This is a genomic window from Roseimaritima sediminicola (assembly GCF_009618275.1).
In the GTDB taxonomy this organism is placed as follows: Bacteria; Planctomycetota; Planctomycetia; order Pirellulales; family Pirellulaceae; genus Roseimaritima; species Roseimaritima sediminicola.
Map to the genome: position 1 here is coordinate 248,027 of NZ_WIAD01000002.1, position 23,367 is coordinate 271,393.

The 23,367-nt window shown below is 63.4% G+C and carries 17 protein-coding genes; 6 read left to right on the forward strand and 11 right to left on the reverse strand.

Annotation, left to right across the window (positions count from 1 at the left end):
* Positions 1-65: 65 nt before the first annotated feature.
* Positions 66-740: an NAD(P)H-hydrate epimerase gene (locus GE027_RS02580; protein ID WP_153555596.1), complete on the reverse strand. Its 675-nt coding sequence runs from the start codon at positions 738-740 to the stop codon at positions 66-68.
* Between the two features lie 204 nt (positions 741-944).
* Between GE027_RS02580 and GE027_RS02585 the strand changes: the two genes are divergently transcribed.
* Positions 945-1,169 (forward strand): FmdB family zinc ribbon protein, encoded by a 225-nt coding sequence (locus tag GE027_RS02585; protein WP_153555597.1) that lies wholly within the window; start codon positions 945-947, stop codon positions 1,167-1,169.
* On the opposite strand, the gene GE027_RS02590 is transcribed toward GE027_RS02585, so the two are convergent.
* The 3 genes from GE027_RS02590 to nagB form a co-directional block, all read right to left on the reverse strand.
* Positions 1,160-2,539, reverse strand: coding sequence for an MATE family efflux transporter (locus tag GE027_RS02590; RefSeq protein WP_153555598.1), 1,380 nt, complete (start codon positions 2,537-2,539; stop codon positions 1,160-1,162). The two genes, GE027_RS02585 and GE027_RS02590, sit on opposite strands and share 10 nt — an antisense overlap.
* Before the next feature lie 12 nt (positions 2,540-2,551).
* On the reverse strand, positions 2,552-3,556 hold the full coding sequence (locus GE027_RS02595; RefSeq protein ID WP_153555599.1) for a rhomboid family intramembrane serine protease: 1,005 nt from the start codon (positions 3,554-3,556) through the stop codon (positions 2,552-2,554).
* A gap of 114 nt (positions 3,557-3,670) precedes the next feature.
* Positions 3,671-4,456, reverse strand: a complete 786-nt coding sequence (gene nagB / locus GE027_RS02600; protein ID WP_153555600.1) for a glucosamine-6-phosphate deaminase — start codon at positions 4,454-4,456, stop codon at positions 3,671-3,673.
* A gap of 286 nt (positions 4,457-4,742) precedes the next feature.
* On the opposite strand from nagB, the gene GE027_RS02605 reads away from it, so the two are divergent.
* Both GE027_RS02605 and GE027_RS02610 read left to right on the forward strand, forming a co-directional pair.
* On the forward strand, positions 4,743-6,179 hold the full coding sequence (locus tag GE027_RS02605; RefSeq protein ID WP_153555601.1) for a lipase family protein: 1,437 nt from the start codon (positions 4,743-4,745) through the stop codon (positions 6,177-6,179).
* Between the two features lie 351 nt (positions 6,180-6,530).
* Entirely contained in the window at positions 6,531-7,679 is a 1,149-nt protein-coding gene (locus tag GE027_RS02610; protein ID WP_237607201.1) for a hypothetical protein, read from the forward strand.
* On the opposite strand, the gene GE027_RS02615 is transcribed toward GE027_RS02610, so the two are convergent.
* Positions 7,676-8,953, reverse strand: coding sequence for a BON domain-containing protein (locus tag GE027_RS02615; RefSeq protein WP_153555602.1), 1,278 nt, complete (start codon positions 8,951-8,953; stop codon positions 7,676-7,678). The genes GE027_RS02610 and GE027_RS02615 overlap by 4 nt on opposite strands.
* Before the next feature lie 213 nt (positions 8,954-9,166).
* Between GE027_RS02615 and GE027_RS02620 the strand changes: the two genes are divergently transcribed.
* The gene (locus GE027_RS02620; RefSeq protein WP_153555603.1) at positions 9,167-11,008 is read left to right on the forward strand and encodes a hypothetical protein; all 1,842 of its coding nucleotides are present in this window, start codon (positions 9,167-9,169) and stop codon (positions 11,006-11,008) included.
* Positions 11,009-11,123: 115 nt separating this feature from the next.
* On the opposite strand, the gene GE027_RS02625 is transcribed toward GE027_RS02620, so the two are convergent.
* From GE027_RS02625 to GE027_RS02640, 4 genes are read right to left on the reverse strand one after another with little or no spacing between them, the layout of a single operon-like run.
* Positions 11,124-12,830 carry an ABC transporter permease gene (locus GE027_RS02625; RefSeq protein WP_153555604.1) on the reverse strand — a complete coding sequence of 569 codons (1,707 nt, stop codon included), beginning with the start codon at positions 12,828-12,830 and terminating at the stop codon, positions 11,124-11,126.
* Positions 12,827-13,798: an ABC transporter ATP-binding protein gene (locus GE027_RS02630; RefSeq protein WP_153555605.1), complete on the reverse strand. Its 972-nt coding sequence runs from the start codon at positions 13,796-13,798 to the stop codon at positions 12,827-12,829. Before GE027_RS02630 ends, GE027_RS02625 begins: the two co-directional genes overlap by 4 nt.
* Positions 13,795-16,131, reverse strand: coding sequence for a hypothetical protein (locus tag GE027_RS02635; RefSeq protein ID WP_153555606.1), 2,337 nt, complete (start codon positions 16,129-16,131; stop codon positions 13,795-13,797). Before GE027_RS02635 ends, GE027_RS02630 begins: the two co-directional genes overlap by 4 nt.
* A complete protein-coding gene (locus GE027_RS02640; RefSeq protein ID WP_162006542.1) occupies positions 16,131-16,643 on the reverse strand; it encodes a hypothetical protein in 513 nt (170 codons plus the stop codon). The genes GE027_RS02635 and GE027_RS02640 overlap by 1 nt, the downstream gene beginning before the upstream one ends.
* A 155-nt stretch (positions 16,644-16,798) precedes the next feature.
* Between GE027_RS02640 and GE027_RS02645 the strand changes: the two genes are divergently transcribed.
* Together GE027_RS02645 and GE027_RS02650 are read left to right on the forward strand one after the other, a co-directional pair.
* Positions 16,799-18,301 carry a TlpA disulfide reductase family protein gene (locus GE027_RS02645; RefSeq protein WP_153555608.1) on the forward strand — a complete coding sequence of 501 codons (1,503 nt, stop codon included), beginning with the start codon at positions 16,799-16,801 and terminating at the stop codon, positions 18,299-18,301.
* Positions 18,302-18,309: 8 nt separating this feature from the next.
* Positions 18,310-19,020: a 4'-phosphopantetheinyl transferase family protein gene (locus GE027_RS02650; RefSeq protein ID WP_153555609.1), complete on the forward strand. Its 711-nt coding sequence runs from the start codon at positions 18,310-18,312 to the stop codon at positions 19,018-19,020.
* A 148-nt stretch (positions 19,021-19,168) separates the two neighbouring features.
* Here GE027_RS02650 and GE027_RS02655 read toward each other — a convergent pair whose 3' ends face one another.
* Entirely contained in the window at positions 19,169-20,200 is a 1,032-nt protein-coding gene (locus GE027_RS02655) for an AAA family ATPase (protein WP_237607203.1), read from the reverse strand.
* A gap of 71 nt (positions 20,201-20,271) precedes the next feature.
* Positions 20,272-23,277, reverse strand: coding sequence for a PVC-type heme-binding CxxCH protein (locus GE027_RS02660; RefSeq protein ID WP_153555610.1), 3,006 nt, complete (start codon positions 23,275-23,277; stop codon positions 20,272-20,274).
* Positions 23,278-23,367: the final 90 nt, after the last annotated feature.

The following is a 23,367-nucleotide window of genomic DNA, read 5'->3' on the forward strand; positions in this document are numbered from 1 at the left end:
GCGGTCGCATAGGCTTCCAGCCCGTGAAGACAGACATTCACAGGCTGGAAGCCTATGCCACTCGCCTAGTGCAGATAGACCGATCGCAGTAGTTTGCGGGGCACTCCGATCGGGATCACGGTGACGTGGCCGGTCCACTGCTTGGACTCGGGTGATTCGAAGCCGCGTTTGCGAGCGACGAAGGTCATCGTCTGATCGGCGCGAAAACATTCGCCCGCGGCCGTGCCGGTATCACAATCGATCCCGCTGGGTAGATCGATCGCAATCCGCAGGGCCGCCGCTCGGTTGGCTGCCGCAGCCGCCCGGCTGTACGGCTCGCGAAGCGCTCCGTGGGCGCCGGTGCCGACCATCGCGTCCACAATCGCGTCGCTGCGGCCAGCGCGCTCGAGCAGTTCCTCGAGCCCCTCTTCTTGAACCGACCAGGTGGGGATCTCGGCCGCTTGGGCGATCCGCCAGTTGACCGCCGCGTCGCCGCGCAGTCCGCTCGGGTCGGTCAACTGGACGATTGCCGGTTCACAGCCCAGCAGCTGCAGGTGACGCGCGATCACGTAGCCGTCGCCGGCGTTGTTTCCGCGGCCAGCCAGGATCACCGGATTGCGGCCCCGGACCAGCGGAGCGATCGCTTCGGCGGCGCCGCGTCCGGCGTTCTCCATCAGCACTAGCCCGGACATGCCGTACTGTTCGATGGCGATTTGGTCGATCTGGCGGACTTGATCCCGCCGCAGCGAAGTCGCAAGCATCGTGATCCATACTCCTGAAAAAAAGCAGCGTGAAACAACACCGTATCTCCGCCGATTGTTTCGGCTGGAAGCGCGTCATGCAATCGTGGCGAAGTCCTTCCCCGGCGGCCAGTTCGGGGTAGGATGAAGCCGTGGGACGCCGGTCTTTCCGGATGTTATATTTTTGAAGTTCACGGTATTTAATTTCTCCGGAGCCAAACGCACATGCCTCTGTACGAGTACGATTGCCAGAGTTGCCAGAAGAGTGTCGAAGTGTTGCTCAGCCACAGCGAGGAAACGCCCGAGTGCCCCGAGTGCGGCGGGAATCGCCTGGAACGGTTGTTGAGCGTGCCGGCGACGCCCAGCGTGCGCAGCGGTGCCGCGCTGCCGACCGCCGCACAGGACTGCGGCGCTCCGCGGTGCTGCGGCGGCGGCGGCTGTCAGATGTAAACTTCGCGGCGATCGATCATGTCGATCGTTCGCCAGCGGCCCTGCAAAAAACGCAGCATCATCGCCACGGCCAACATCCAGATCCAAGCCGTGATCATCCACCACCACCAGCGAAGCGCCTCGCTCGGCGGCTCGAACACATGCCCAATGGTCAGCGCGGCCGCCGAGCAGACGGTGGTCCCGAGCAGCACGAACCAGGTGTCGCCGGCGCCGCGCAGCGCCCCGGCCAGGATCAGCTGGATGGCGTCGAACAACACGTACATGGCGACGAAGCCCAATAGGCCGCGAGCCAGCTGGAGCGATTGCTGCGAGTCGTCGCCCAGGTCGGCCATCCGGTACAGCGACAACAACGTGTCGGGGGCAAACAGATACAGCCCCGCCCAGGCCGCCGAATAGATCAGAGCGACCACCAACGCGCTGCGGACCACACGCTGGGCCAGCTCCGGCCCCGATTCGGTCAGATGCCGTCCCACCAGGACCGAGGCCGCGACCGAGAGCCCCACCAGGGGAATGAAGGCGATCATATTAAAATTGATCGCCATCGTCGTCGCTCGCAGCGGCAACTCGCCCAGCGAGCCAATCTGCAGGACGATCAACGTAAAACCACCAGCTTCGACCACGAACTGCAGGCCGGCCGGCAGCCCGAAGTACAGCAAACGGCGCAGCAGCGGCACGTCCAGCACGCGCCCGCGCACGAAGCCATACACCGACTCGTCGGCCTGTTGCCAGATCAGCAGCACGAACAGCAACGCCTTGAACCAGAAACTGATCGCGCTGGCGATTCCGGCGCCGACGATGCCCATTTCCGGAAAGGGTCCGATGCCGAACACCAGGGCCACATCCAGGATCACATTCAGGATGGCCGTGGCGATGCTGCACCACATGATCGTCTGCGTCTGCTCGGTCCCGCTGAAGAAACCGCTGAGGGCGGTCTCCAGCACCGACCCCACCGCTCCGACCAATAGGATCCGCAGGTACAGCGATTCCATCGGAATCAAACTTTCCGGCTGGGCGGTGACGCGAAACATCCACGGCGCGAGGATGGCGAACAGGACGAACAACGGGATCGTGCCGGCGGTGAACCAAACCGCCTGCCACAGCAAGCGCCCGATCCTCTGACGCTGTCCCGTACCCACGTACTGAGCCACAAAGGCGCCGGTCATCGAAGCGATGCCGAACGGCAGACACAGCAGGCTCCAGAACAGGTTGCCCGCGGCCATCGATGCGCTCATGGCCGACCCGTCGTACCACAGCAACAGCGTGCGATCGATGAACAAGACCAACGAGAACGTGCCGGTGCTGATCATCAACGGCAGCGCCACCCGCAGCACCGCGGCGACGCCCGCCGGACCTGTGTACCAATGGCCCATCGTATTCACATGTTAGAAGCGCAGCTTGACCGCAACGGGAACGGCCACGATTCCCGCGACCAGACCTCCGACGTGAGCCGCGTTGGCTACGTTCGGGATGATGGGAGTCATGCACAATAGACCCCAACCCAGAATCAGCAGCACACTGCTCTGCGGGATCCGAACCGGGTAGGAGGGCTGCATGATCGGACGGATCCACAGGTACCCGAACAACCCGAAGATCACCCCTGACGCCCCCAACTGCAACGGCGTTCCGCCCAGGGCCGGCGGCGCGAACGCCTGGGCCAGTGTGGCGACCACTCCGGTTACCACCACCAAAACCGCCAGAAACCCGCTGCTGTGCAGCCGTTCGATCACACCGCCCAGCGAGAACATCATCAACATGTTAAACGCCAGGTGCATGATGCTGCCGTGCAGGAACGCCGGCGTCAGCAAACGCCAGACTTCACCCCGACCGATCCGATCCAGCGGATCGCGATTACCCTGTCCGTCGTTGCCGTATTGATAGGCCAAGGGGTCGACCATCATCATGCCGCGAAACAGGCGCAGGCCAAACGATTGATCGGGCACCACGATGTCGCCGTCGGGCGTTTCCATGACCTGGCCGTTGATCGGCGGATTGCCGAAGCTGGTCACCAACCCGGCCAGGACGGAAATCACGATCACGGCCATGGTCACCGGGATGGGACGGTTCTGGATGCCCGCGGCGCCACCGGGCATCGCCCCGGCGGGCATCCCGCGTTGCCGACGCGCGTGCTGCTTGGCCGCTGCGCTGATCTGCTTGCGAATCTGATTCGCCTCGGCCGTCGCGTCGAAACGGGGATCGTTCGGAGCGGCTCGAAAGTCTTCCAGAATCCGCCCGGCCGCCTCCATCTGGTCCTCTTCTCGGACCCACAACTCCCACGCGCCGGCCGGCTCGTCCAGGGCGTTGGTGGTGGCGTCGATCCGCTGCGTCAACAGGTAATCCACCAAACGCCGGGCGGTCGGTTCGTCGGGAAGGGTACCGAGTTTGCGCATCGATTCACCGGGGAAAAGGTTGCCGAGAGAAAAAGGTTGCCGAGAAAAACGCGTCGGGAACGAAAGTCAATGGCCAAGCCAGCTTCAGAAAACGTCAGGAAGCATCAGAAAACGTCAGGAAGCACCGCGAAGCGATTCGCGCAGCTGTTCGGCACGGCGATAGTAATCGGCAAAGTCCAGCTCTGCCGCCGCCGCTTCGTCCAGCACGGCGATGCTCTGCGGGTGCAGCTGCAGGGCCGACGCGGTCACTCGTGCCGACACGGCTCCTTCGATCGCCTCGCGCACCGCGGTCGCTTTCTGCTGGCCGGTCGCCAACATCAAACAGACGCGGGATTCCAGAATCGTGCCCACGCCCGTCGTGATCGCCAACTGCGGCACGTCGGCTTCGCTGCCGAAGAACCGCGCGTTATCGCGAATGGTTTCGGCGGTCAGCGATTTTAAACGCGTTCGGCTGGCCAGCGACGAGCCGGGTTCGTTGAAGGCGATGTGGCCGTCGCTGCCAATGCCCAGCAGTTGAATATCGATCCCACCGGCCGACCGGATCTGTTCCTCGTACTGCTGGCACGTGGCGTCTACGTCCTTGGTCAAACCGTCGGGCAGATGCGTGTTCTCCTGCGGCACATTGATGTGCTGGAACAGATGCGACTGCATGAAGTACCGATAGCTCTGCGGGTGGTCCGGAGCCAGCCCCAAGTACTCATCCAAATTAAACGTGTGAACTTGCGAGAAATCCAGCCCCTCTTCGCGGTGCATTCGCACCAGTTCGTGGTAGCACCGCACGGGCGTGCCACCGGTTGCCAAACCCAACACGGCATTGGGCTTGCGACGGACCAGGTCCGCAATTTCCTCAGCCGCACGACGACCGGCTGCCTCGGCGTCCTCGACGATCACAACGCGCACGATTTTCTTTCCTTGCAGAAGGGGGATAGAAGGGAGAGCAAGATTAATGCTGGAGCGTAAGAGCGTAGCAGAGTTGCGTCGATTCGCGGACCACCCTTGACGCGGCCGCGTCGAGCAAAACGCCACCGAGTGGCCCAAACGCGGCCGGGTAGGGCAAAACGCCACCGAGTGGCCCAAACGCGGCTGGGTAGGGCAAAACCCGGCCGGGTAGGGCCAAACGCGGCCGAGGGGCCCCAGACGCGACTGCCTTGCCGGAGGTCGCCGGGTTTTGGTACAGGATCAAACTATGAGTACCGATCCGCCCGCCGACGAAACCGTCCTTTGCATCCACGGAACGTTTGCCGCCAACGCGTCCGATCGCGGGCGGGCCTGGTGGCAGCGGGACAGTGCGTTCTGGCAACGGTTCTCGGCTCGTTTGCCCGCCGGTACGCGTCTGCCGGCGCCCGACACATCCCTGTTTCACTGGTCGGGATCCAACAGCGAGCGGGCCCGAGAACACGCCGCCGCGCGGCTGCTGGAACAATTGCAACAACGTGAACGAGCCGGTGAGCGATACCACTTGGTGGGCCACAGTCACGGTGGGTCGCTGATCTGGGCCGCCCTGCGGATGGCTTGCCGCCGCCAGGTGGTCCTGCACGGTCTCCGCAGCTGGTCGACCGTGGGCACTCCGTTTCTGCACAAACGGTCGCTGCGGCTGTTTCGCTGGACCACCGCCATCCGCTGGTCCGCCGGGCTGGCCGTGGCCCTGCCGGCCGTTGTCCTGGCTTCCGCTTTGGTGGCTTTCGTCTTCGGCCGAGCTCCGGCGTCCTTGGCTCTGCCAGCCATGGCCGCGACAGCCATGGTGGTGGTCGGCTGTTTGTACGTGTGCCTGTGCGTGGCTTCGATGATGGCCACGCCGATCCTGGAATCCTGGCAGATACGACGCGATGAACAGCTCGATCGCCGCGTGATGCAGCTGTACGGCGATCGCTGGCTGGGGTTGTGGTCGCCCGACGACGAAGCGATCAATGGGCTGCGAGCCACCCTGGATATGCCGTTATCTTTTGTAGGACGCTACTCGCCGTCGCCGCAGGTGTTCGCCTCGGACCGCTTGCACGCCCTGGGGCGTCCGCATCAGTGGTTGTTGGGCTGGAGCTTCAACCTGCTGCTCCAGCCGCTGCTCGATCGCGTTGTCACCGCACAGGTTATCAAGACGTTGCAGGGCAACAATCGCCCGGGCGGCAAAATCGTCTCGGTCCATCCGTGGCCGGCCGAAAGCATCCTCCGCCGCGACTATCCGCCGCTGCCCGGTTGGCTGTGCGAACGTTTGGTCCAACGAGCCGACCAGGGAGCACGCAATATGGCGCCGCAGCTGCGCCGCTTGCTGGCCGCTTCGCCCTTGTCGCTCGCCGATCGCCTGGCCACCCAAGTCTCCGGCAGCGAACTGGTTCACACCTCGTACTTCGAGCACGAAGACATCGTCAACCTATTGGCCCTGCACATCGCCTGGGCGACCGACGACCGAAACTATTTGCTCCACGCCTCCCAGCGCTGGCCCCAAGGCGTGATCTGGTTCAGCCGCTTCAAAGCTTCGCTGGGCGTCCGCGTCTCGACCGCTCGCCAGAGCGGAGCTACGTGGGACGTCGCTACGGTCGACCAGGCCCAGCGACGTCAGGACGAAGTCCGCAAACTGTACGCGGAAATCGAAGACCTGGTCCGCGACGCACCCGGCCGCGCCGCCTGAGCCGACGCAGCACGGCGTCGCCTTTTGTCGCCTTTCGCTCCGCCGAAAGTAGCTCCGATAACGTTTACTCTTTCGACGGAGCGAAAGGTGACTCTCTACTTTCGGCGGAGCGAAAGGTGACTCTCTACTTTCGACGGAGCGAAAGGCGACTCTCTACTTTCGGCGGAGCGAAAGGCGACACTCTACTTTCGGCGGAGCGAAAGGCGACTCTCTTTCAATTCGTCTTCCACCGGCCGGTTGCGGTTTGCTAGGGTCCCCAATCGGAATCGAACTGGCCGCCATACATTTCGCGCTCGCTGCGATTCTCCGCTGGTCGGGAATCGCGGCAAGAAGGACAGGTAAAGGAAAACCATGCTTACCGTGAAACATTGGATCCGTCGTCAGGTGGGAATGGTCCTCTGGGGGGCGCTGGCGACTGTGGTGATCACGGCCGCGGGCCCGAGCACCGCGACGGCCGACCCGCCCAGCCTGCTGCGAGTCTTCGGCAAGAAATCTGTCGAGGCCGATCCGGGCCGATCCTACACGTTGACCGAAGAAGATGGTCCCTGGTTGATTCTGGCGGCGACCTTTGCCGGCGAAAGCGGACTGGAAAAAGCGGAGAAGCTGGTCCTGGAGATGCGCAGCGACTACGACTTGCCGGCTTTTATCTACCGCGAGTCGTTCGACTTTTCGGGTCGCGTGCCGGACCTGCACACCACCGGAGCACGCGTCCGCTACGCCAATCCCCAGTCCTACGAAACCTTCTCGGTCCTGGTGGGTGAATTCGACAGCGTCGACCACCCGGCGATCGATCGCACGCTGGAAACGATCAAGACGGCCACGCCCAAGGCCTACAACGGCAAGGGTCAGGACGACAGCCCGCTGGCCGCCGTGCGCCGCTTCCAGCGGCAACTGCTGGGCGAAAAGAAAGAAGGTGGCAAGCCACCGATGGCCACCGCCTTCGTGACCCGCAATCCGCTGCTGCCCGACGATTTCTTCCAACAGCCCGAAGTCGACTCGTTCGTGATGAGCATCAACAAGGAAGTCGAACACAGCCTGTTGGAAAACCCCGGCAAGTTCACGGTCGTCGTGCGCACGTTCGAGGGTTTGTCGACCTTTGTCGATGGCAAACACGACAAGGAATTCAAACCCAGCGCCCAGCGGCTGAACGATTTTGCGCTGCAGGCCCACCGGATGGTCACCGCCCTGCGAGAAAAGGGCGTCGAGGCCTATGAGTTTCACGACCGCCGCCGATCCTTGGTAACGGTCGGCAGTTTCGACGAACTGGGCGTGCGGACGGCCGACGGCGGATTCCAGTACACCCCGGAAATCCTGGCGGTGATGCGCAAGTACTGCGCCGGCAATACCTACACCCGGACCCCCGATGGCCGTCACATGGCGATCAAAGCCAACCACATCGACTGGATTCCCTTCGACGTGAATCCCAAGCCCATCGCCGTGCCGAAAAAGAGCAAGCGCAGCCTGTACACGGCCACGCTGGATGCCCTGGGTCGAAACTAGCGGCCGGAGGACGGATAGATGGGATTCCAGCCGCTGGTGTCGACGCGCGGATCGTAAGGAACGTTGGGATAGTGGGGATAATGGATCGTTCGCTGCGGGGCGAACCGAGTGTTCGCTCGCGTAGCTCCAGCGGGTTGACGCGGGGCTACGGAGCCGGCCGCGGGAACGCTCCGCTGTGTCGCCGCCCTATCGTTGACGTCGCTGCGTAGATTCCTCGGCTGCGGCGCTCCACTGGGCTGGTTCGTCAGACCGTCGTCGCCGCCCGGCGGCACCAAGTCGCGGCGTGGCCGCACCGAGTCGCGGCGTCCGTCCGTGGCCGCACCATTGCCCCGCGGCACGACCGCTGCTGCCGCTCGGTCCACGTCGATGTCCACGTCGACGTCGGGATTGATATCGACGTCCGGAACGACATCGACGTCCGGAACGACACCGACGTTCGGAACAATCGGGGTCGATCCCCCGAGCCCGCGAGGTGCGACAACACCGGTCGAAGGACTGCTCCGCTGCGCCGTCGCGTTTCCGGTGACGTCGCTGGGCGAAAGGTTGCCACCCTCGACGCCGACCACCCCGAGCCGGTTGTCGACGCGCTGCACGCCCGGCTCCAAACTCAACAGCAATTGAGCCATCCGCTGATCGGCGGCCGAGCCCACGCTGCCGTCGATCGTCGCGGTTCGCCCGGCGACGGTGACGTTGGTGCCACGAAACCGCTCGGCCACATTGGCTCCGGCCAACCGCCGCTGGATATTGGCTTGCACCCGAGCGACATCGGCCGGCGGGACCACGATGGACGAGCGCAAACGGGTGCGGATCGCCCGATTCTGCGCACTTTGCGTCTGGTTGTTGAACTGATTAAAAGCGCCGCCGAACAAGCCGCCGAGTCCGCCCATGCCGCCGAAGCCGCCCATCCGGCCGCCAAAGCCGCCGGCTCCCGCTCCGGACGATGCCGCCCCGCCGACGGAGCTGAATCCTCGAACCGTTTCGCTGGACGCCCCGACACTATCGCCCCGTTCGACGCCGAAGACCGCGTCGGAATCCATCGCGCGGCTTTCGATATCGGAGCCCATATCGAGACTGCTATTGGTCTGCCCCGCGCCTTCCCGAGCATTGGTGTTCTGTTGGGCATGCACCGTCGCCGCGGCCCCGCTCGCCAAGGCGACGCAAATCGCCAAGGCGACGCAAACGGCGGATCGGCAGACGATTGCCAATCGCCCCGAACCGGATGGTCGTGGCGAAGCAGTGATCATCTGCAATTGCTTGAAATGCTTGGACCACATGGTATGGCGGTTCCCTGTCAGCGAGAAAAAAGCGGCAAAAAACGGCGTTTGGGCCGTTCGTATCGAAGTGTACGGCGACGTGAAGCCCTCATTTTAACCGCTATGATGAGAACTTGTTCCGCTTTTCCGGCCCAAGCTCGGCATCGCGGCGACGAATCGTCGGGTTGCGCCGCTTGTTTCTCTTCTACAACCTCTGTTCCCAGGTCTCCTCTGATGCGCACGCTGCTCTTTTCGATGCTGGCCACGGCCACAACGTTCGCCTTTGTTTCCGCGGCAAACGCCGACCGTCCGGGTGCGCCGCATCTGTTCCCCCATGACGTGCTGGTGTATGGACGTATCGACGATGCGACCGAGCTGAAAAAGGCTTTCGCCGAATCCTCGATGGGGCGGATGCTGGACGATCCGAAAGTGAAGCCGCTGGCCGGGGACCTGTACTCCGCTGGAGCCGAATTGTTTGAAAGGATCAGCGACCGCGTGGGCGTCTCGCTGGACGAATTACTCAGCATCCCCGAGGGCGAAGTCGCCGTGGCGGTGATTCCCTTTGAACCGGCCGGACAAGCCGAGGATTTGCCGAAGGGCGATTCGCCCGAAGCCCTTCGCGCAAGGATCGAACAGCGGCGGCGACGTAATTCCATGGTGGGAATGATCGCGATTATTGAAACGGGCGATCGGGCGCACGTGATGAAAAACATGCTGGATCGGCTGGGCGACTTGCTGGTCAACCAGGGCTACGTGCTCCGCGACGAAGAAGTTTTTGATACGGAGATCACTGCGTACCGGGCGCCGCAGGTAACCCGTCCAGGGATCGAATTCTGCCAGCGCGACGGCGCGACCATTTTCGGCATTGGCGAAGGGGTGGTCGGCGACGCCCTGCGGCGTTGGGAGGGCCAATCCTCCTCCAAGACGCTGGCCCAAAACGAAGATTTCGCGGCCGTCATGGGCCCCTGCGTGGGGGCGGAAGAAACCGAGCCGCAAATCACGTTCTTTGCCAATCCCTACGGCTTTGGCGAACGCTTCGTCAAAGGCGGTGGCGGTGCCGCCGTGTTCTGGCCCATCCTGGAGGAACTGGGCTTTGACAAATTGAAGGGCGTCGGCGCCAGCATGTTTTCCGGCGGCGACGTGTTCGATGGCATCATGCACGCCCACGTGCTGGTTCAGACGCCACGCGACGGTTTGTTCTCGGTCCTGCGGCCGGCCAGCGGCGACATCACGCCACCGACCTGGGTCGCCGATGACGTGTCCAGCTACACCACGCTGTACTGGGACGTGCCCAATGCCTACAAGGGGCTGGGAAGGATCTTGGATCGCTTTCAAGGCGATGGTGCTCTCGAGCGACTGATCGAAAAGCCCACGGAGCAGCGCTTGGAATTGAACGTCCAAGACGAGATCATCGATCAACTGACCGGCCGCGTGACCTTCGTTCGCTGGTACGAACCGCCGGCCCGGCTGAACAGCCAGTCGCAAATCATCGCCTTCGAATTCAAGGGGGCCGAACAGGCGCAACAGGTCGCCGAAAAACTGGCCGCGGCCGCACCGCGCAGCAGCACGCGAGACGACGAAGGCAACGTGGTCGTGTACGCGATGGGTCGCCCTGGCGGAGATAATTTTCCGCAGAACCTGCGGCGGCCCGAACCGCGATTGGCCGTGCTGGGCAACGAACTGCTGTACTGCGACAGCAAGCAGTTGTTGCAGCGAGCCGTTCGGGCTCGCGGCGGCGCCCTGCCCAGATTGAGCGGGGTGGCGGAATTCGATTTGGTGATCGGCGAAGTCGGCGGCCAGCTCGATGGCCAGCCGCCCTTCCTGATCAGCTTCACTCGCCAACAAGAAATGCTGCGACAGTTCTACGACATGGCGGCGTCGCCCTCGACTCGCCAGCAACTGCAGCAGGCCGGTGAGGGGAATCCGGTGGCCGCGAAACTATCGGAGATCATGCAGCGGCACGAGCTGCCGCCCTTTGATTTGCTTCGCAAGTACTTCGCTCCCTCGGGCTCGTTCGCCTACGACTCGCCCACCGGAATCCACTACACCACCTTTACGCTTCGCGGCGACCGCTAGGCTGCGTCAATTAGGGGATGGCCGTAGCTGAACTCGCCGGACTTTGGACCATGTCGCCGCCGCGGTCCAAGCTCTGGCGAGTTCGGCTGTGCCAAAATCAAACCTGGATGCGGCACTAAGCCTCTTCCAACGCCAGCGGATCGATTTCGGGTTCGTCTTCCCGGCGGCTCCCGCGGATCCGCTGCTGTTCGCGTTCGACGCGAACGGGCGTGGGGATTCGCTGCGGCATCACGATGGGGCCCAGAAAGGCCAGGTGTCCCAGCAGAAACACCAGTCCCGCGCCGAAGACGAACCAGTGGCTGTTCCAACGCCCCGGGCTCTGCACCAACACGCCGATCGTCCACGCCCAATTGGGAAGTTGCCAGTAGCTGTAGTTCGGCTGAGACGGAAAGTCCGCGATCACCATGTACAGCGAGTACGGGACCAGGGCGGCCACCAGCGCCAGGACGACCAGCAGGGCCAGTCCCACGCTGGGCCGGAAATCGGTTACGCGTCGCAGCAGAATCGCCGCCCAGCGCGTGATCACCAGAAAGATGGCGAGGTAACCGAACACGGCCAGCGAAACGGCCGCCAGGCGATCCATCCCGGCCGCATCGCGGGCTTCCAGATACCAGATGCCCCCCCAGACAAACAACAACGCGCTGGCCGCTCCCAGAATCGCCAGCACGACGCCGGTTGATGGTCCGGGCATCAGAAACGTCAGGAAAGCACGTCCCACGAAACTCCGCGGCAATTCGCGGCGAACGCGTGGCGTCAGTACCGGGGACTCGGCCGCCATCATGCTGCCGATCAAGGCCCAGTACACCGCATCGGCGATCCCGATCCAAACCACCAGTTCCAACAAAGACAGCCCCGGGAACTGCGGAATGCTCACGAAACGCCCCGGTTGGTGGATCTCGACGACGGCGTAAGCCAGCAAGCCCAGGAAGACCAATTGCTGGACGAGCAACGCCACACGGACCTTGGTCGAGCGGTTCGCGCAGGCCGGAGCCAACACCGCCGCGGCGGTGGACATCAACAGGTAACTGTTCGTCGCAACCAGGGCCACGCCTCCGAAGGACAGAAAAATGGTCGCCCAGGGCGAAAGCGGATCGGCTTGCAAAATCAACACGATGGCTTGAATCCCGACGACGTACTCGGCCATCGTCAGGGCACCGACCAGGGCGATCAGCGCGGTCAACTGACCTGCGCGACCGGTCGACAGCGGCGCCAGAAACAATCCGAACACGGTCATTTGAACCGCGGCCAATAACACCAATTCCAACAACGCGATCAGGGTCGGCAGGTCCGTCCCACGCAGGGCATAGGCATAGGCGACGCAGGGAATCAGCGTGACGAAATAGAGCATCATCTGCAGCAGCGCACTGCACAGTTTGCCGACCACGACTTGCATCGGCGTGAGGGTCGTCACGCGCAGCAATTCCAGCGTGCCGTCGTCGATCTCTGCGGCCAGCGAACGATAGGCGGCCAGGGGCACCACGAACAACATCGGCACGGCAAGGATCAGGTAATAGCCCACCAACAACTGCGGTGCCGAGGGGCGATAATAAATCGCCGGCATCTGCATCAAACTGCCGGCGACCGACCATCCGAACGAGGCCACCAACAGCAACGAAAACGTGATCAGAAACTGGCGGCTCTTCAGCGCCTGGCGGGTTTCCTTGACGAGGATCGGATTCAGGCTGTCGCCCACCTTTTCCAGCCACGCTTCGACCGCCCGCAATCGCTCGGGCCACGTCCTGGCGTCCTCCGCCGAGCGCGCCTCGGCGCGCTCGTCGACGGGCAGATTGCCGGCGGTCTGGCCGGTGATCGATTCGCTCATTGGACCAGTCCCTCGGTGATGTGCAGAAAGATGTCTTCCAGGCTGCGCTGATGCGAATGCACTTCGGCGATGCGACAGCCCTGTCCGACCAAGGCCGTAATCAATTCGGCTTGGCCGTCAACGTCGCCATGGAAACCGAAGCGCAGCAGTTCGCCATCGCGGATGATGTTTTCGCAGTTCGCCTCTTGCTGCAAAAAGCCGAGGGCAGCATCGATTTCGGCGATGACCCGGATGGTCAATTCACGCGTTTGCTGCTGGGCCTGCTTGATTTCCTCGACCGTTCCGGTCACCAACAGCTCGCCCTGTTCGATGATCCCGACGCGGTCGCAGATCTCGGCCAACTCGGTCAGGATGTGACTGCTGATCAAGACCGTCTTGGATTCCGCAGCCAATGATCCGATCATCCGCCGCAGCTCGATCCGGGCCCGCGGGTCCAGCCCCGCAGCCGGTTCGTCCAGGATCAGGACGGCCGGATCGTGGATCAGGGCACGTCCCAAACACAGCCGTTGTTTCATGCCCTTGCTGAGCCCGCTGATGGGCTTGTCACGCATGCCGCCGATGCCGGTGAAATCGGTCACCCAGTCCAGCCGCCGCTGACGATCGCGGCCGACCAGACCGTAGGCGCGAGCAAAGAAATCCAAGTACTCCGCACAGCTCACATCGCGATAGGTACCGAACGCGTCGGGCATGAAGCCCAGCCGTCGCCGCACCAGTTCCGGATCGTGGATCACCGAGAACCCATCGACAAACGCATCGCCATAGGTCGGCAGATCCAGCGTCGCCAGGATGCGCATGCTGGTCGTCTTGCCGGCTCCGTTGGGCCCGATGTAACCGAACACACTGCCGGCCGGGACGGTGAACGTCACGTCGCGAACGGCAACCGTCTTGCCAAACACGCGGTACAGGCGGTTCAGTTCGATCCCGCCGCCGGATTCGCTGTGCACGCCGACGCCTGTCGCTTGAATCATTCCCACCTCCCAAAACAAAAATGCACGCTGTCCTCTTGGATCCTCGCGTCCAACGCCAGCACATCACGGGTGACGTCGGCCAGCGCGAAATAATGACCGTGTGGGATCTGCCCATCGACCTGCAACATCGCTCGCAAACGCTGTTCGACCACGCCTTCGGTATGCCCGCGATAGGGCTGGGGCAACGTCAGCGTGGCTTCGGATACCAGGTCCATCTCGGAATTGCCCCAGCGACGTCGGTTGCGCGGCCGGTCGAAACCGACTGGGTATTCCAGCACATACTCCGAGTACGTCTCGCGGAGCATTCTGGCGGCTTCCAAATCCGCTAACCGGCGCCCGCTTGCCTTCTGGCCGGCTGCGATTTTCTCGACCAACCAGTAACGTCCCTGAACATCCCGAAACAGCAACGTGCGCAGGGCGAAATCGAAATCATTGCGAACATCGCGCTGTTGAGCGTCGTCGGGCCGAGGCCCCGCCACCTGGATGCCTCCCAGATCAGCCTTGGGCCGGAAGCCGATGAATTGCCGCTGTTGGCGGCTGGGCAGAAAGCCATAGGCCAGCTGCTGGGTGTCGTCCTCCAGGACGATGCGTCCGGCAAAGGTCTGCGTTTCGCTCGGACCGGAAGCGTCCAGATCGGGCTGGGGGTAGGGGTACACGGCGGTCTGGCCATCGAAACGCAGCCCATCGGCCGGCCGAATGCCCGCGAAATACGTCGCCCGCGTCCAACGCAGCCCCGCGCCGCTGGTTGTGTCCACCCAAGTCACTTCGCGGACACGCGTCTGGTAACCAATCCCATCGGAAAGCACCCCGTAACCGAGCATCAGCAACGTGGTCAGTACGGCGAACACCGGAGCCACCAACAACATCAGGTACAGCCGCTTCAGTTTGCTGGTGATGCGATACGCCACCGGACCCACCACCACGGTAAACATTCCCAACAGGGTCAGGAATGCATACACCGGAGGCTTGGCCACATTGGGCAGGACCCATTGCCAGAAGCGGATGTCGCCATAGGCCGGATCGACACCGCGGCGGACCAAAGCCCGCGAGGACGACAGGTTTGCCGTTGTCACCGCGTTCCAGTGCGAGCCGGTTCCGGGGAAAGGATAGGGATCCTGGACGCAGACCAACATGCCGGCCACGTAGGGATGCAGGAAAAAGTCCGCAGCGCCAGCGCCGGTCGAAAACAACCGCCGGTCGCGTCGCGCTCTGGCCAACACCGAATCCGCCGCCGCCGAATCCAATGCCCGAGTGCCCAGCACGCGGTGCACGTGCTCGGCATCGTCGACCGCGTAGAGATACAGCGTACCGCCGGCCGCCGCGAAATCGCGGATCGCCGCCGCCTGCGCCGGTTGCTGGGCTTGCAGCCGCTCCAGCATCGGCAGCGGCATCATCAACACGCTGAGCGATTCGTATCCCAGCCAGTTATCCCACAACTGGTCCTCGTGCAGGACACAGCCCAGCAGCGGAAAGCCGGACAACAATAATTCCTGCTGTGCCGGACTCCAATCGGCAAGCGAGTGCTCGCCGCTGTTGGCACCCAAAAACTGCAAATGTAAATCGGCCCAGCTTTGAATTCCCCCCCGACGGCCGGGCGCAGCAACATTTCTGCTACCGCCCAAAAAGTTGATCAACCGATCCAGTTCGGGCACCCGTTGCCAGGGCAGGGTCGCCGTTTCGTCCCCGTCCGTTTTGCCCCCCTCCGTTTCGCCCCCCTCCGTTTCGCCCCCGTCTTGTTGGTCGGCTTGGTCGGCTTGGTCGGCCCCTTGGATCGCTTCGCGTGGCAACAGCACACCGACGCGATTGCCCATCCATCCGTACCCCGGATTAAAGCCTTCGATACCCACGGTAGCTTGATAACCCGGCAGGGGGCGTCCGCGCTCGGTCACGCGGATCGTGTACAGGGAATCCAAGCTGTACAGCGGCAGGTAGACGTCTTTGCTGACGCTGGACTTTCCTTGTTCCAGTTCCAAGGCGCAGGTGATACGGCTGCGCACCACGCCGGTGTTGTCGCGGCGGTTGGTGACCGGCAAAAAGTGCACCTCCAATCTGCGATCGGCGGCAAAGCGTCCGGGGGCTCGAGCGGTCAGTCGCACCGGTTGGTAACCGGTCCCCAAGGGGGTTTCCGTGTGACAGGCCAGCGTGAACCCATCGATCCGGCGAGCATCGGTGGGCAGTTGGACGTTCCAGAAAAACTGGTCGACCGGGACGCGAGGTTGGGCGTTCTGGACGAACGGAAGGGGCTGCGCCGTGGCGGGGCGGCCGGCCAGAACGTGCCCCACCAACAGCACGCATCCCACGACAAGCGGCGGTAGCAGGCGAGGGCTGGACATTACACTTCCTCCGGGCGATCGGGTCCGTGGGGCGATTTTTCGTCCGCCGCGTCGCTCTCTTCCGCAGCCGCTCCCGCGGGATTTTCGTTCTCGGTGCTCTCGGTGCTCTCGAGCTCGACGGGCGGCGAACGGTCCGCGGGTTCGGAAAGTTCGGTCGATTGCAAGGACAGGTCGACCGGAGCGTGGTGAGGTTGCAGCAGTTCGGCGGGAGGTTGCGGCCCGGGCGTGAAGGGTGAATCTTGGGAACGTAATTTGCGTTCCCCCGACACAAAGGCGGGGAACCAACCGATCAAAAATGCCACGCTGCACAGGGCCATGAACCCCAAGACCAACAGGGCCATGGCGGCGATCGCGACCAGGATCTCGCTGCCGCGCAGCGCCTGGCGGATCACCCATGCCAAGACGATGGCCGCGGTGAAGAGCCACAGGAAGGATCGGATCGAGAACTGAAAAAAGCTGGCCGAACGCGGCGGCTCGGCCCACTGTTTGGAGGATTCGAGAGAAGACAACACAGCGCCCCGGCGAAAAGGTTAGAAAAGCCAGCTTCACCGTTATACACGATATTTGGGCGTCGTTTTCCTCCCTGCTTTCGACTGTTAGACTAGAAACTTGACGAGAGGCGTTTTTCGTCTCTCACACTCCACCCACTTACACGACGAGCTGAACAATGCGAGCTGCATGGTTGTCGGTCCCCTTGATGTTGGGACTGTTGCTACAGATGGGCTGTGATTCCACCACCGAACCGGAGACCGATGTCGACATCGTCCCGGTCACGCCAGGCGACCCGGTGGATACGGTTCCGGCGACGGAGCCGGATCCCGGCGAAGCGGCGGAGAACTCGCTGCAGTTGCCGCCCGCCGATGCGACGCCCGAAGACGCTCCCGCAGCCGAGACCGACGGCCTGCAGGCACCGCCCGTCGAAGAGGGTGCCGCGGCAGCCTCCGATCCTGACGCCATGGTGGCGATCAAACCGGCGACGCCGGACGCCGCCGCCCAGAACGAGCTGGAACCGCAGAGCGAACCCGAACCGCTGTCGATCGGCAGCGAGGCGCCGGCTCTGGATGTCGAACACTGGGTGTCGAAGGATTTCGAGCCGGTCAGTGAATTCGAAGACGGGAAAGTGTATGTGGTCGAGTTTTGGGCCACCTGGTGCGGCCCCTGTGTCGCCAGCATGCCGCACCTGGCCGAAACGCAGGCAAAGTACCAGGACCAAGGCGTGCGGCTGATCAGCATCAGCAACGAAGATCTGGAGACGGTCGAAAAGTTTATGGAGCGTTCGGCTCCCGCCGGTGAAGACGGCGAAGAACGTACCTTCGGCGAGCTGACCAGTGCCTGGAGCGTGACGACCGACCCCGATGGATCCTCCAATGCCGACTACATGGAAGCCGCCAATCAAAACGGCATTCCCACCGCGTTTATCGTCGGCAAAAGTGGGCACATCGAATGGATCGGTCATCCCATGGGTATGGATGAACCGCTGGAGAAGGTCGTCGAGGGCAGCTGGGACCGCGAAGCCTACAAGGCGGAGTACCAGATGCAGGAACAATTGACCGAAGTGCAGATGATGGCCCGCCGCGGTCAATCCGACAAAGCCCTCGAGGCGCTCAACCAGCTGGATACCCAGCAGGTCAGCGATGACATGACCACGCAGATCACCGGAGTCAAAATGCAGATCCTGGCCGGCATGCAGGACAAGACCGAGGAATTTACCCAGGTCGCCAGCCAGTTCCTGGACAAAGCCAGCGATCCGATGCAGATCTATATGGGCACCTACTTCGTCAACCAAGCCGGAGAAGCCCACAAGCTGGATGCCGCCCTGGTCGAAAAGGCGATTGCCAAAGCGGAGACGGGCGTGAAGGATGCCGAGGACCAACTGCGTCCGGCCATGCTCGACACCATTGCTCACCTGCACGAACAAGCGGGCAACCTGGAAGCTGCGATCGCCGCCCAGCAGGAAGCCGTCGACAGCGCCGAAGGCCGCATGAAGGATCGCCTGCAAAGCTACCTTGACGAGCTGAAACAGAACAGCGACTCGGGGGATGCCGAAGCGGCCGCCGAAGCCGAAGCTCAAGAAAGCGCGGACGCCGGTGCGGAACCGGCCGGCGATGCCGAGGACGCGGAACCGGCGGTCGTCGAAGAACAGCCCGCTGGCGAAGAAGCCGCGGAATAGTCGCCCTGATGGGAATCGAAGTTTGGCACGCTGCCGCCGCCGTCGATCAAGGCGGCCCTCTGGAGGCGGCGTGCCAGCGGTGGCTCAGCCGGGAAGAACAGCAGCACGCCGAGCGCTACCGCAAGGCGACCACTCGCAACCAGTTCATCGTTGGCCGCGGGATGGCTCGCCGCTTGCTCGCAGAACGCCTGAACTGCGAACCGCAAGCGATCCGTTTCCGGCATGCCGAGCACGGCAAGCCACATCTGGTGGACGAAGCCGGTATCGAATTCAACGTCGCGCATACCGGCGGTCTGGTGGCCGTCGCCCTGGGCGGATCCGAACCCGTAGGCGTGGACGTCGAGTGCCTCTCGCGAAGGATCGATCTGGGGATTGCCCAGCGATATTTCTCGGCCCCCGAAGTCGACTACCTGCATCGTCAGCCGGCGGCCCAGCAGCCCGAGGTCTTTCTGCGGATTTGGACGCTGAAAGAATCCTTCATCAAAGCCATCGGAACCGGTTTGACCATGCCGCTGGACCGGTTCGCGTTCGCGGCGCTGGACAGCGATCGACCGCAACTGAGTTTTGTCCCCGATGACTCGGAGCAAGCGAGGTTATGGGGCCCGGCCGGCCGTTGGCATTCGCAACTGCTCCGCCCGCAAGCGGATTACTTGATCGCCGTGACCACTCGCCGGGCCGACGCCCCGCCGATCAACCTACAGCCCTTCACAGTGGCATAGGCTTCCAGCCTGTGAGCAGTGGCATAGGCTTCCAGCCTGTGAAGAAAACAGTGGCATAGGCTTCCAGCCTGTGAAGAATACAGTGGCATAGGCTTCCAGCCTGTGAAGATAGTTCCACTCACAGGCTGGAAGCCTATGCCACTGGCGATCAATCTTCGTCGTCATCCTCGTCGCGATCCGGGTGCAGGGGATCGTCGGGATCGAAGAAGAAATCGGCTAGGCCCAGCGGAACGTTGTCGCCGCCCAGCGTCCGCTGTTTGCGTTCGGCCAAGGCTTCCAGATCGATGGCTTCCTCGCCCAAGCACCGCTCGAGGGCTTCGCGCCAGGCTTCGTCGCGCGAGATCGGGTGATCCGGATCCTGGGCCATCCGTTTGAGGGCGAAGCGCAGCAGATTGATGCCATCGCGGGGCGAAAAGTCCAGCTTCAACTCGTGCGCGTGCTGCAAAAACTCCACCGTCATCGCCAGCATCTCCGCCTCGGCAAAGGGCAGGTGGTACTGCAGGATCGCCATCTCATCCTGCTTGTCGGGAAACCCAACCTGCAAGGTCGGCTGCAGACGGCTGAGGATGTAATCGGGAATCTCGAACGTCGATTCGTCCTGGTTCATCGTCACGGCGGCGCGGAAATCGCGATGCGCCGGAATGGAGATACCGGCGACGATCGATTCGACGTACCGCCGCTGGTCGAACAGCGGCGCCAGACTGGCCCAGGACTTTTCGTTCATCCGGTTGCCTTCGTCCAGCACGCACACCCCGCCGCGAATCATCGCCGTGACCAGCGGCGAAGCGTGGTAGGCGATCTTGCCATCCTGGGCCAACACCGGCGTGATCAACAGATCTTCCGGACGGGTATCGGCGGTGCACTGGTAGATGTACAGCGGCAGCTCGCTGGCCTGGGCCGCGGCAATCGCCAATTGGGTCTTGCCGATCCCTGGCGAGCCGACCAACCGCGGCGTCAGGGGCAGGTCGGATTCATCCAACATCACCCAACACGCCAACAACTGGGTCAGGATCTCCCGCTGACCGATCCATTTTCCAGGACTGGAGAATGGTTGGGCAAGTTTGAGCCGAATCCCGTCGATCTCGACGTGTCCATCCACCGGCTCGTTCCCTGTTTCGCTCATCGACAACACCGCTTGACCACAACACTGCTTGACCAGTCGCCACGCCAGCGGTTGCACCTCGCGATGCTACGGACCGCTGCGTGGTGGTGTCTATCGTATCGCGCACCCGGCCGCCTGTCAGTCGCCGGTCAGCGTGCCAACGGAATCGATCCGTCCTGGTACCGCCAATCCTTGACGTAAGTTAACAGATCTCGCATCTGTTCGACGCTGAGCAGTTGTTCGAAGCCCTCGGGCATTAGCGAAACGCCGGCGGTCGAGATGCTTTCGATCTCCTCCCTCGCCAGTTGGACCCGCTGGCCGCCCTGTTGTTGGAGGACGACCGTGTCGCCGGCGTCGGACAACAGCAAGCCATCCAGCAGGCGGCCGTCGACGGTCAGCACACTGTAGCGCAAGAACGCGGCGTCGATCGCGGCGTTGGGATCCAGGACGGCCGCCAGCAAAGCAGCCTTGGTCTTGGTTCGGCTGTCGGAGATATCCGGGCCGACATTGGTTCCCACCCCGCCGACCTGGTGGCACGCCGCACAGTGCTGGGAGAACAGCGCGGCGCCGGCCTGGGCGTTGCCCCGCTGCTCGAGCGCCAGAGCGTATTTGGCGATCACCTCGGAGCGATCCGCCCCGGCGGCCGCAAACGCCTTGGCCGCTCGCTTGCGGACCTCCGCATCGCTGTGCCGTTTCAGGCGATCCACGTTGTTCAGACCCACCAAGGGCATCGTGACCCGGCCGTCCTGAACGCGATCGAGCAACCAGGCGATGGTCTGTTTGTCCCGCAGCAGGGCACCGATCGCCGCTTCGCGCACCGCCGGCGGCAATGCCGTCAGTTCCTCGTCCAACCACTGAAGGGCCCACTCTCGATCGTGCCGGACCAACAAAGCCACGGCGGCTCGCCGCAGTTCGGCCGCTTCGCTCGGCTGCAGCAACCCTCGCACCACCGCAACGTGTTGCTCCGCCGCACCGATCTGCTCGAGCGCCAACTGCCGCAGCGGCAAGGGCTGGGAGGCGTCCGTCACCACCCCTGCGGCCAACTGGCGAGCCTGCTCCAGACGTTGTCCAGCGACTTCGCCCAGGGCCTGCGAACCGCCCGACCAACCGTCGACCAGGGCCAACAGCCGTACCGGATCCTCGGGTGCGTTTCGTAGTAACCGTGAATAAGTATCCGCATCGGACCGGCCGGCCTGCCGTGCCATGGTCTGCCAGAACCGCAGCGGCAAGTCCTTGACCTGCCGGTCCAACAAACGTTCTAGCACCGCGGCGGCGACGGTGGGCGGAGCGGCGGCGAGCACTTTCTCGAACCACTGCTGGTGCCCGTCCTCGGCGGCCAAGCGAGCCAGCGCATCGAGGTCCGGTTGCGGTGCATCCGTTTCGGCCCCTAAGACCAACAGCACGGCGGCGGCCAAGCGAACGCTGGGGTCGGCGTCGTTGGCGGCCTGCCGCGCGAGCGCCGCTGCGTCCTGCCAGCGTTCCGGTTCCGCCGCGACCAACGTCAACGCCAACTCGCGCAGCCGGGGATCGTCCCGCTGGAGCAAGTGTTCCAGATCCGCCGTTTCCAGCCGCTGGTGATAGGCCAAAAACTGAGCCGCCCGCGCGATCGCCTCGGCGGTGGATTCGGCCGAACGCAACACCGCCTGCACCTCCGCGACCAGCGCCGGTGAGAGCGAGCGTTCCAGCAGCAGGCGTGAGGCTACGGCCCGGTGCCAGGGGTTCGGATGGCCTAGCAAGCGGACCGCCGCAGCGGGTTCGAGCGGAGCGATCGCCGCAGCGGGTTGGTGGGCCGCGTCACGCAGCCGCCAGATGCGGCCCTGGAATTCTCCCCAACGCATGTCTCGCCGCGTCTTCAGTTCATCGGGCATCCAGTCCGGGTGCTCGATCACCGCTCGCGACATATCGACGACGTACACACAGCCATCGGGGCCGTGGGCCAAATCCACCGGACGAAACCAATCGTCACGGCTGGCCAAAGCCTCCACGCCCTCGGCTCGCCGGGACCGCAGCAGGCCATGTTCCGAAGCGGTCGTTTGTCGCTGGACAAGGTATCCGGTGGGTTCGCAAATCAGCAGATCCCGCGCCCAGGCCGCGGGCATGCCGGGACCGCAACCGCGGAGCACTCCGCAGGCGGCGCTGAACTGGCCCGCATGCAGATTGCTGGTCGTCCAAGCCTGGGCGATGGGCCGGACCTCGGAATTCGGTCCCACCGCGGCGGCGTCGTGCAGGGCGTCCCGCGGGGTCAACCGCGGACTGCGCTCGACCAACGCGTAGGGCAACACCGCCACGATCGCCGGATTGCGGTTGCTGCAGCCGATGCGGGTGCCAAAGTCGTCGATGGTCAGGCCGTATTGACTGTTGCCGGTCACCGGCCCAAAGAAACCGCCCCGCGGATCAAACGCGAAATCGACGCCGGTTAATTTCAGCGGGGCATCGCTTTGCCAACGCGGGTCCTCGCTGCGGATCTGTCCGCCGCGCAAGCCCCCCGCGACGTACACCAGTCCGTCGGCGGCCAACACCGGATGGTTTGCGCGCAGCTGTTCGTTCTGCTGGGCGAACCCGGTGAACCACACCTCCTGGCGGTCGCAGTGCAAGTCGCCATCGTCGTCGGCGAAAAAGCAGATCTTTCCGGCCAGCGTGACGATCACACCGTTGCGGTACGGCTGCAAACCGGTGGGAAACATCAATCCATCGGCAAAGGTCGTCGCGGTTTCGAATCGTCCATCCGCATCACGATCTTCCAGAACGCGAATGCGTCCCTGCGGCGCTTGGTCGGGGCGGGGCAGGGGATAGTCTCGCATCTCCACAACCCACATCCGACCGGCAGCATCGAAACGGATCGCGATCGGATCCACGACCTGTGGCTCGCGGGCGGCCAGTTCCACGGCCAAGCCATCGGCCGTGACCAACGCCGCTTCGACCTGCTCGACCGAGCGGCTCGGAACGGCCGAATCGGACTCACCGGCCGCCGCGGTTTCCTCCGCCGGTCGCGTCCCGCCATCGGAGTCGTCGGCGGCGGTTAGGTGCGTCGGCGGCAGCCCAGCTAACGCACTCGCCAGAGCCATACACCCCAGCAGGGTTCGCGGTGTTCTCGTCGGTGTTGCGACAGCGCGAGCAGAAGCTTCGAACAACAGATAAAAGAGATTTCGCAGCATGGTATCGACTCGGTGGAACGTGCCGCGGAAAGACCAGCGGCAACGCGATCAAGGCAGGGTATTGGGAAGGGCAGGATGGCAATGGCAAGA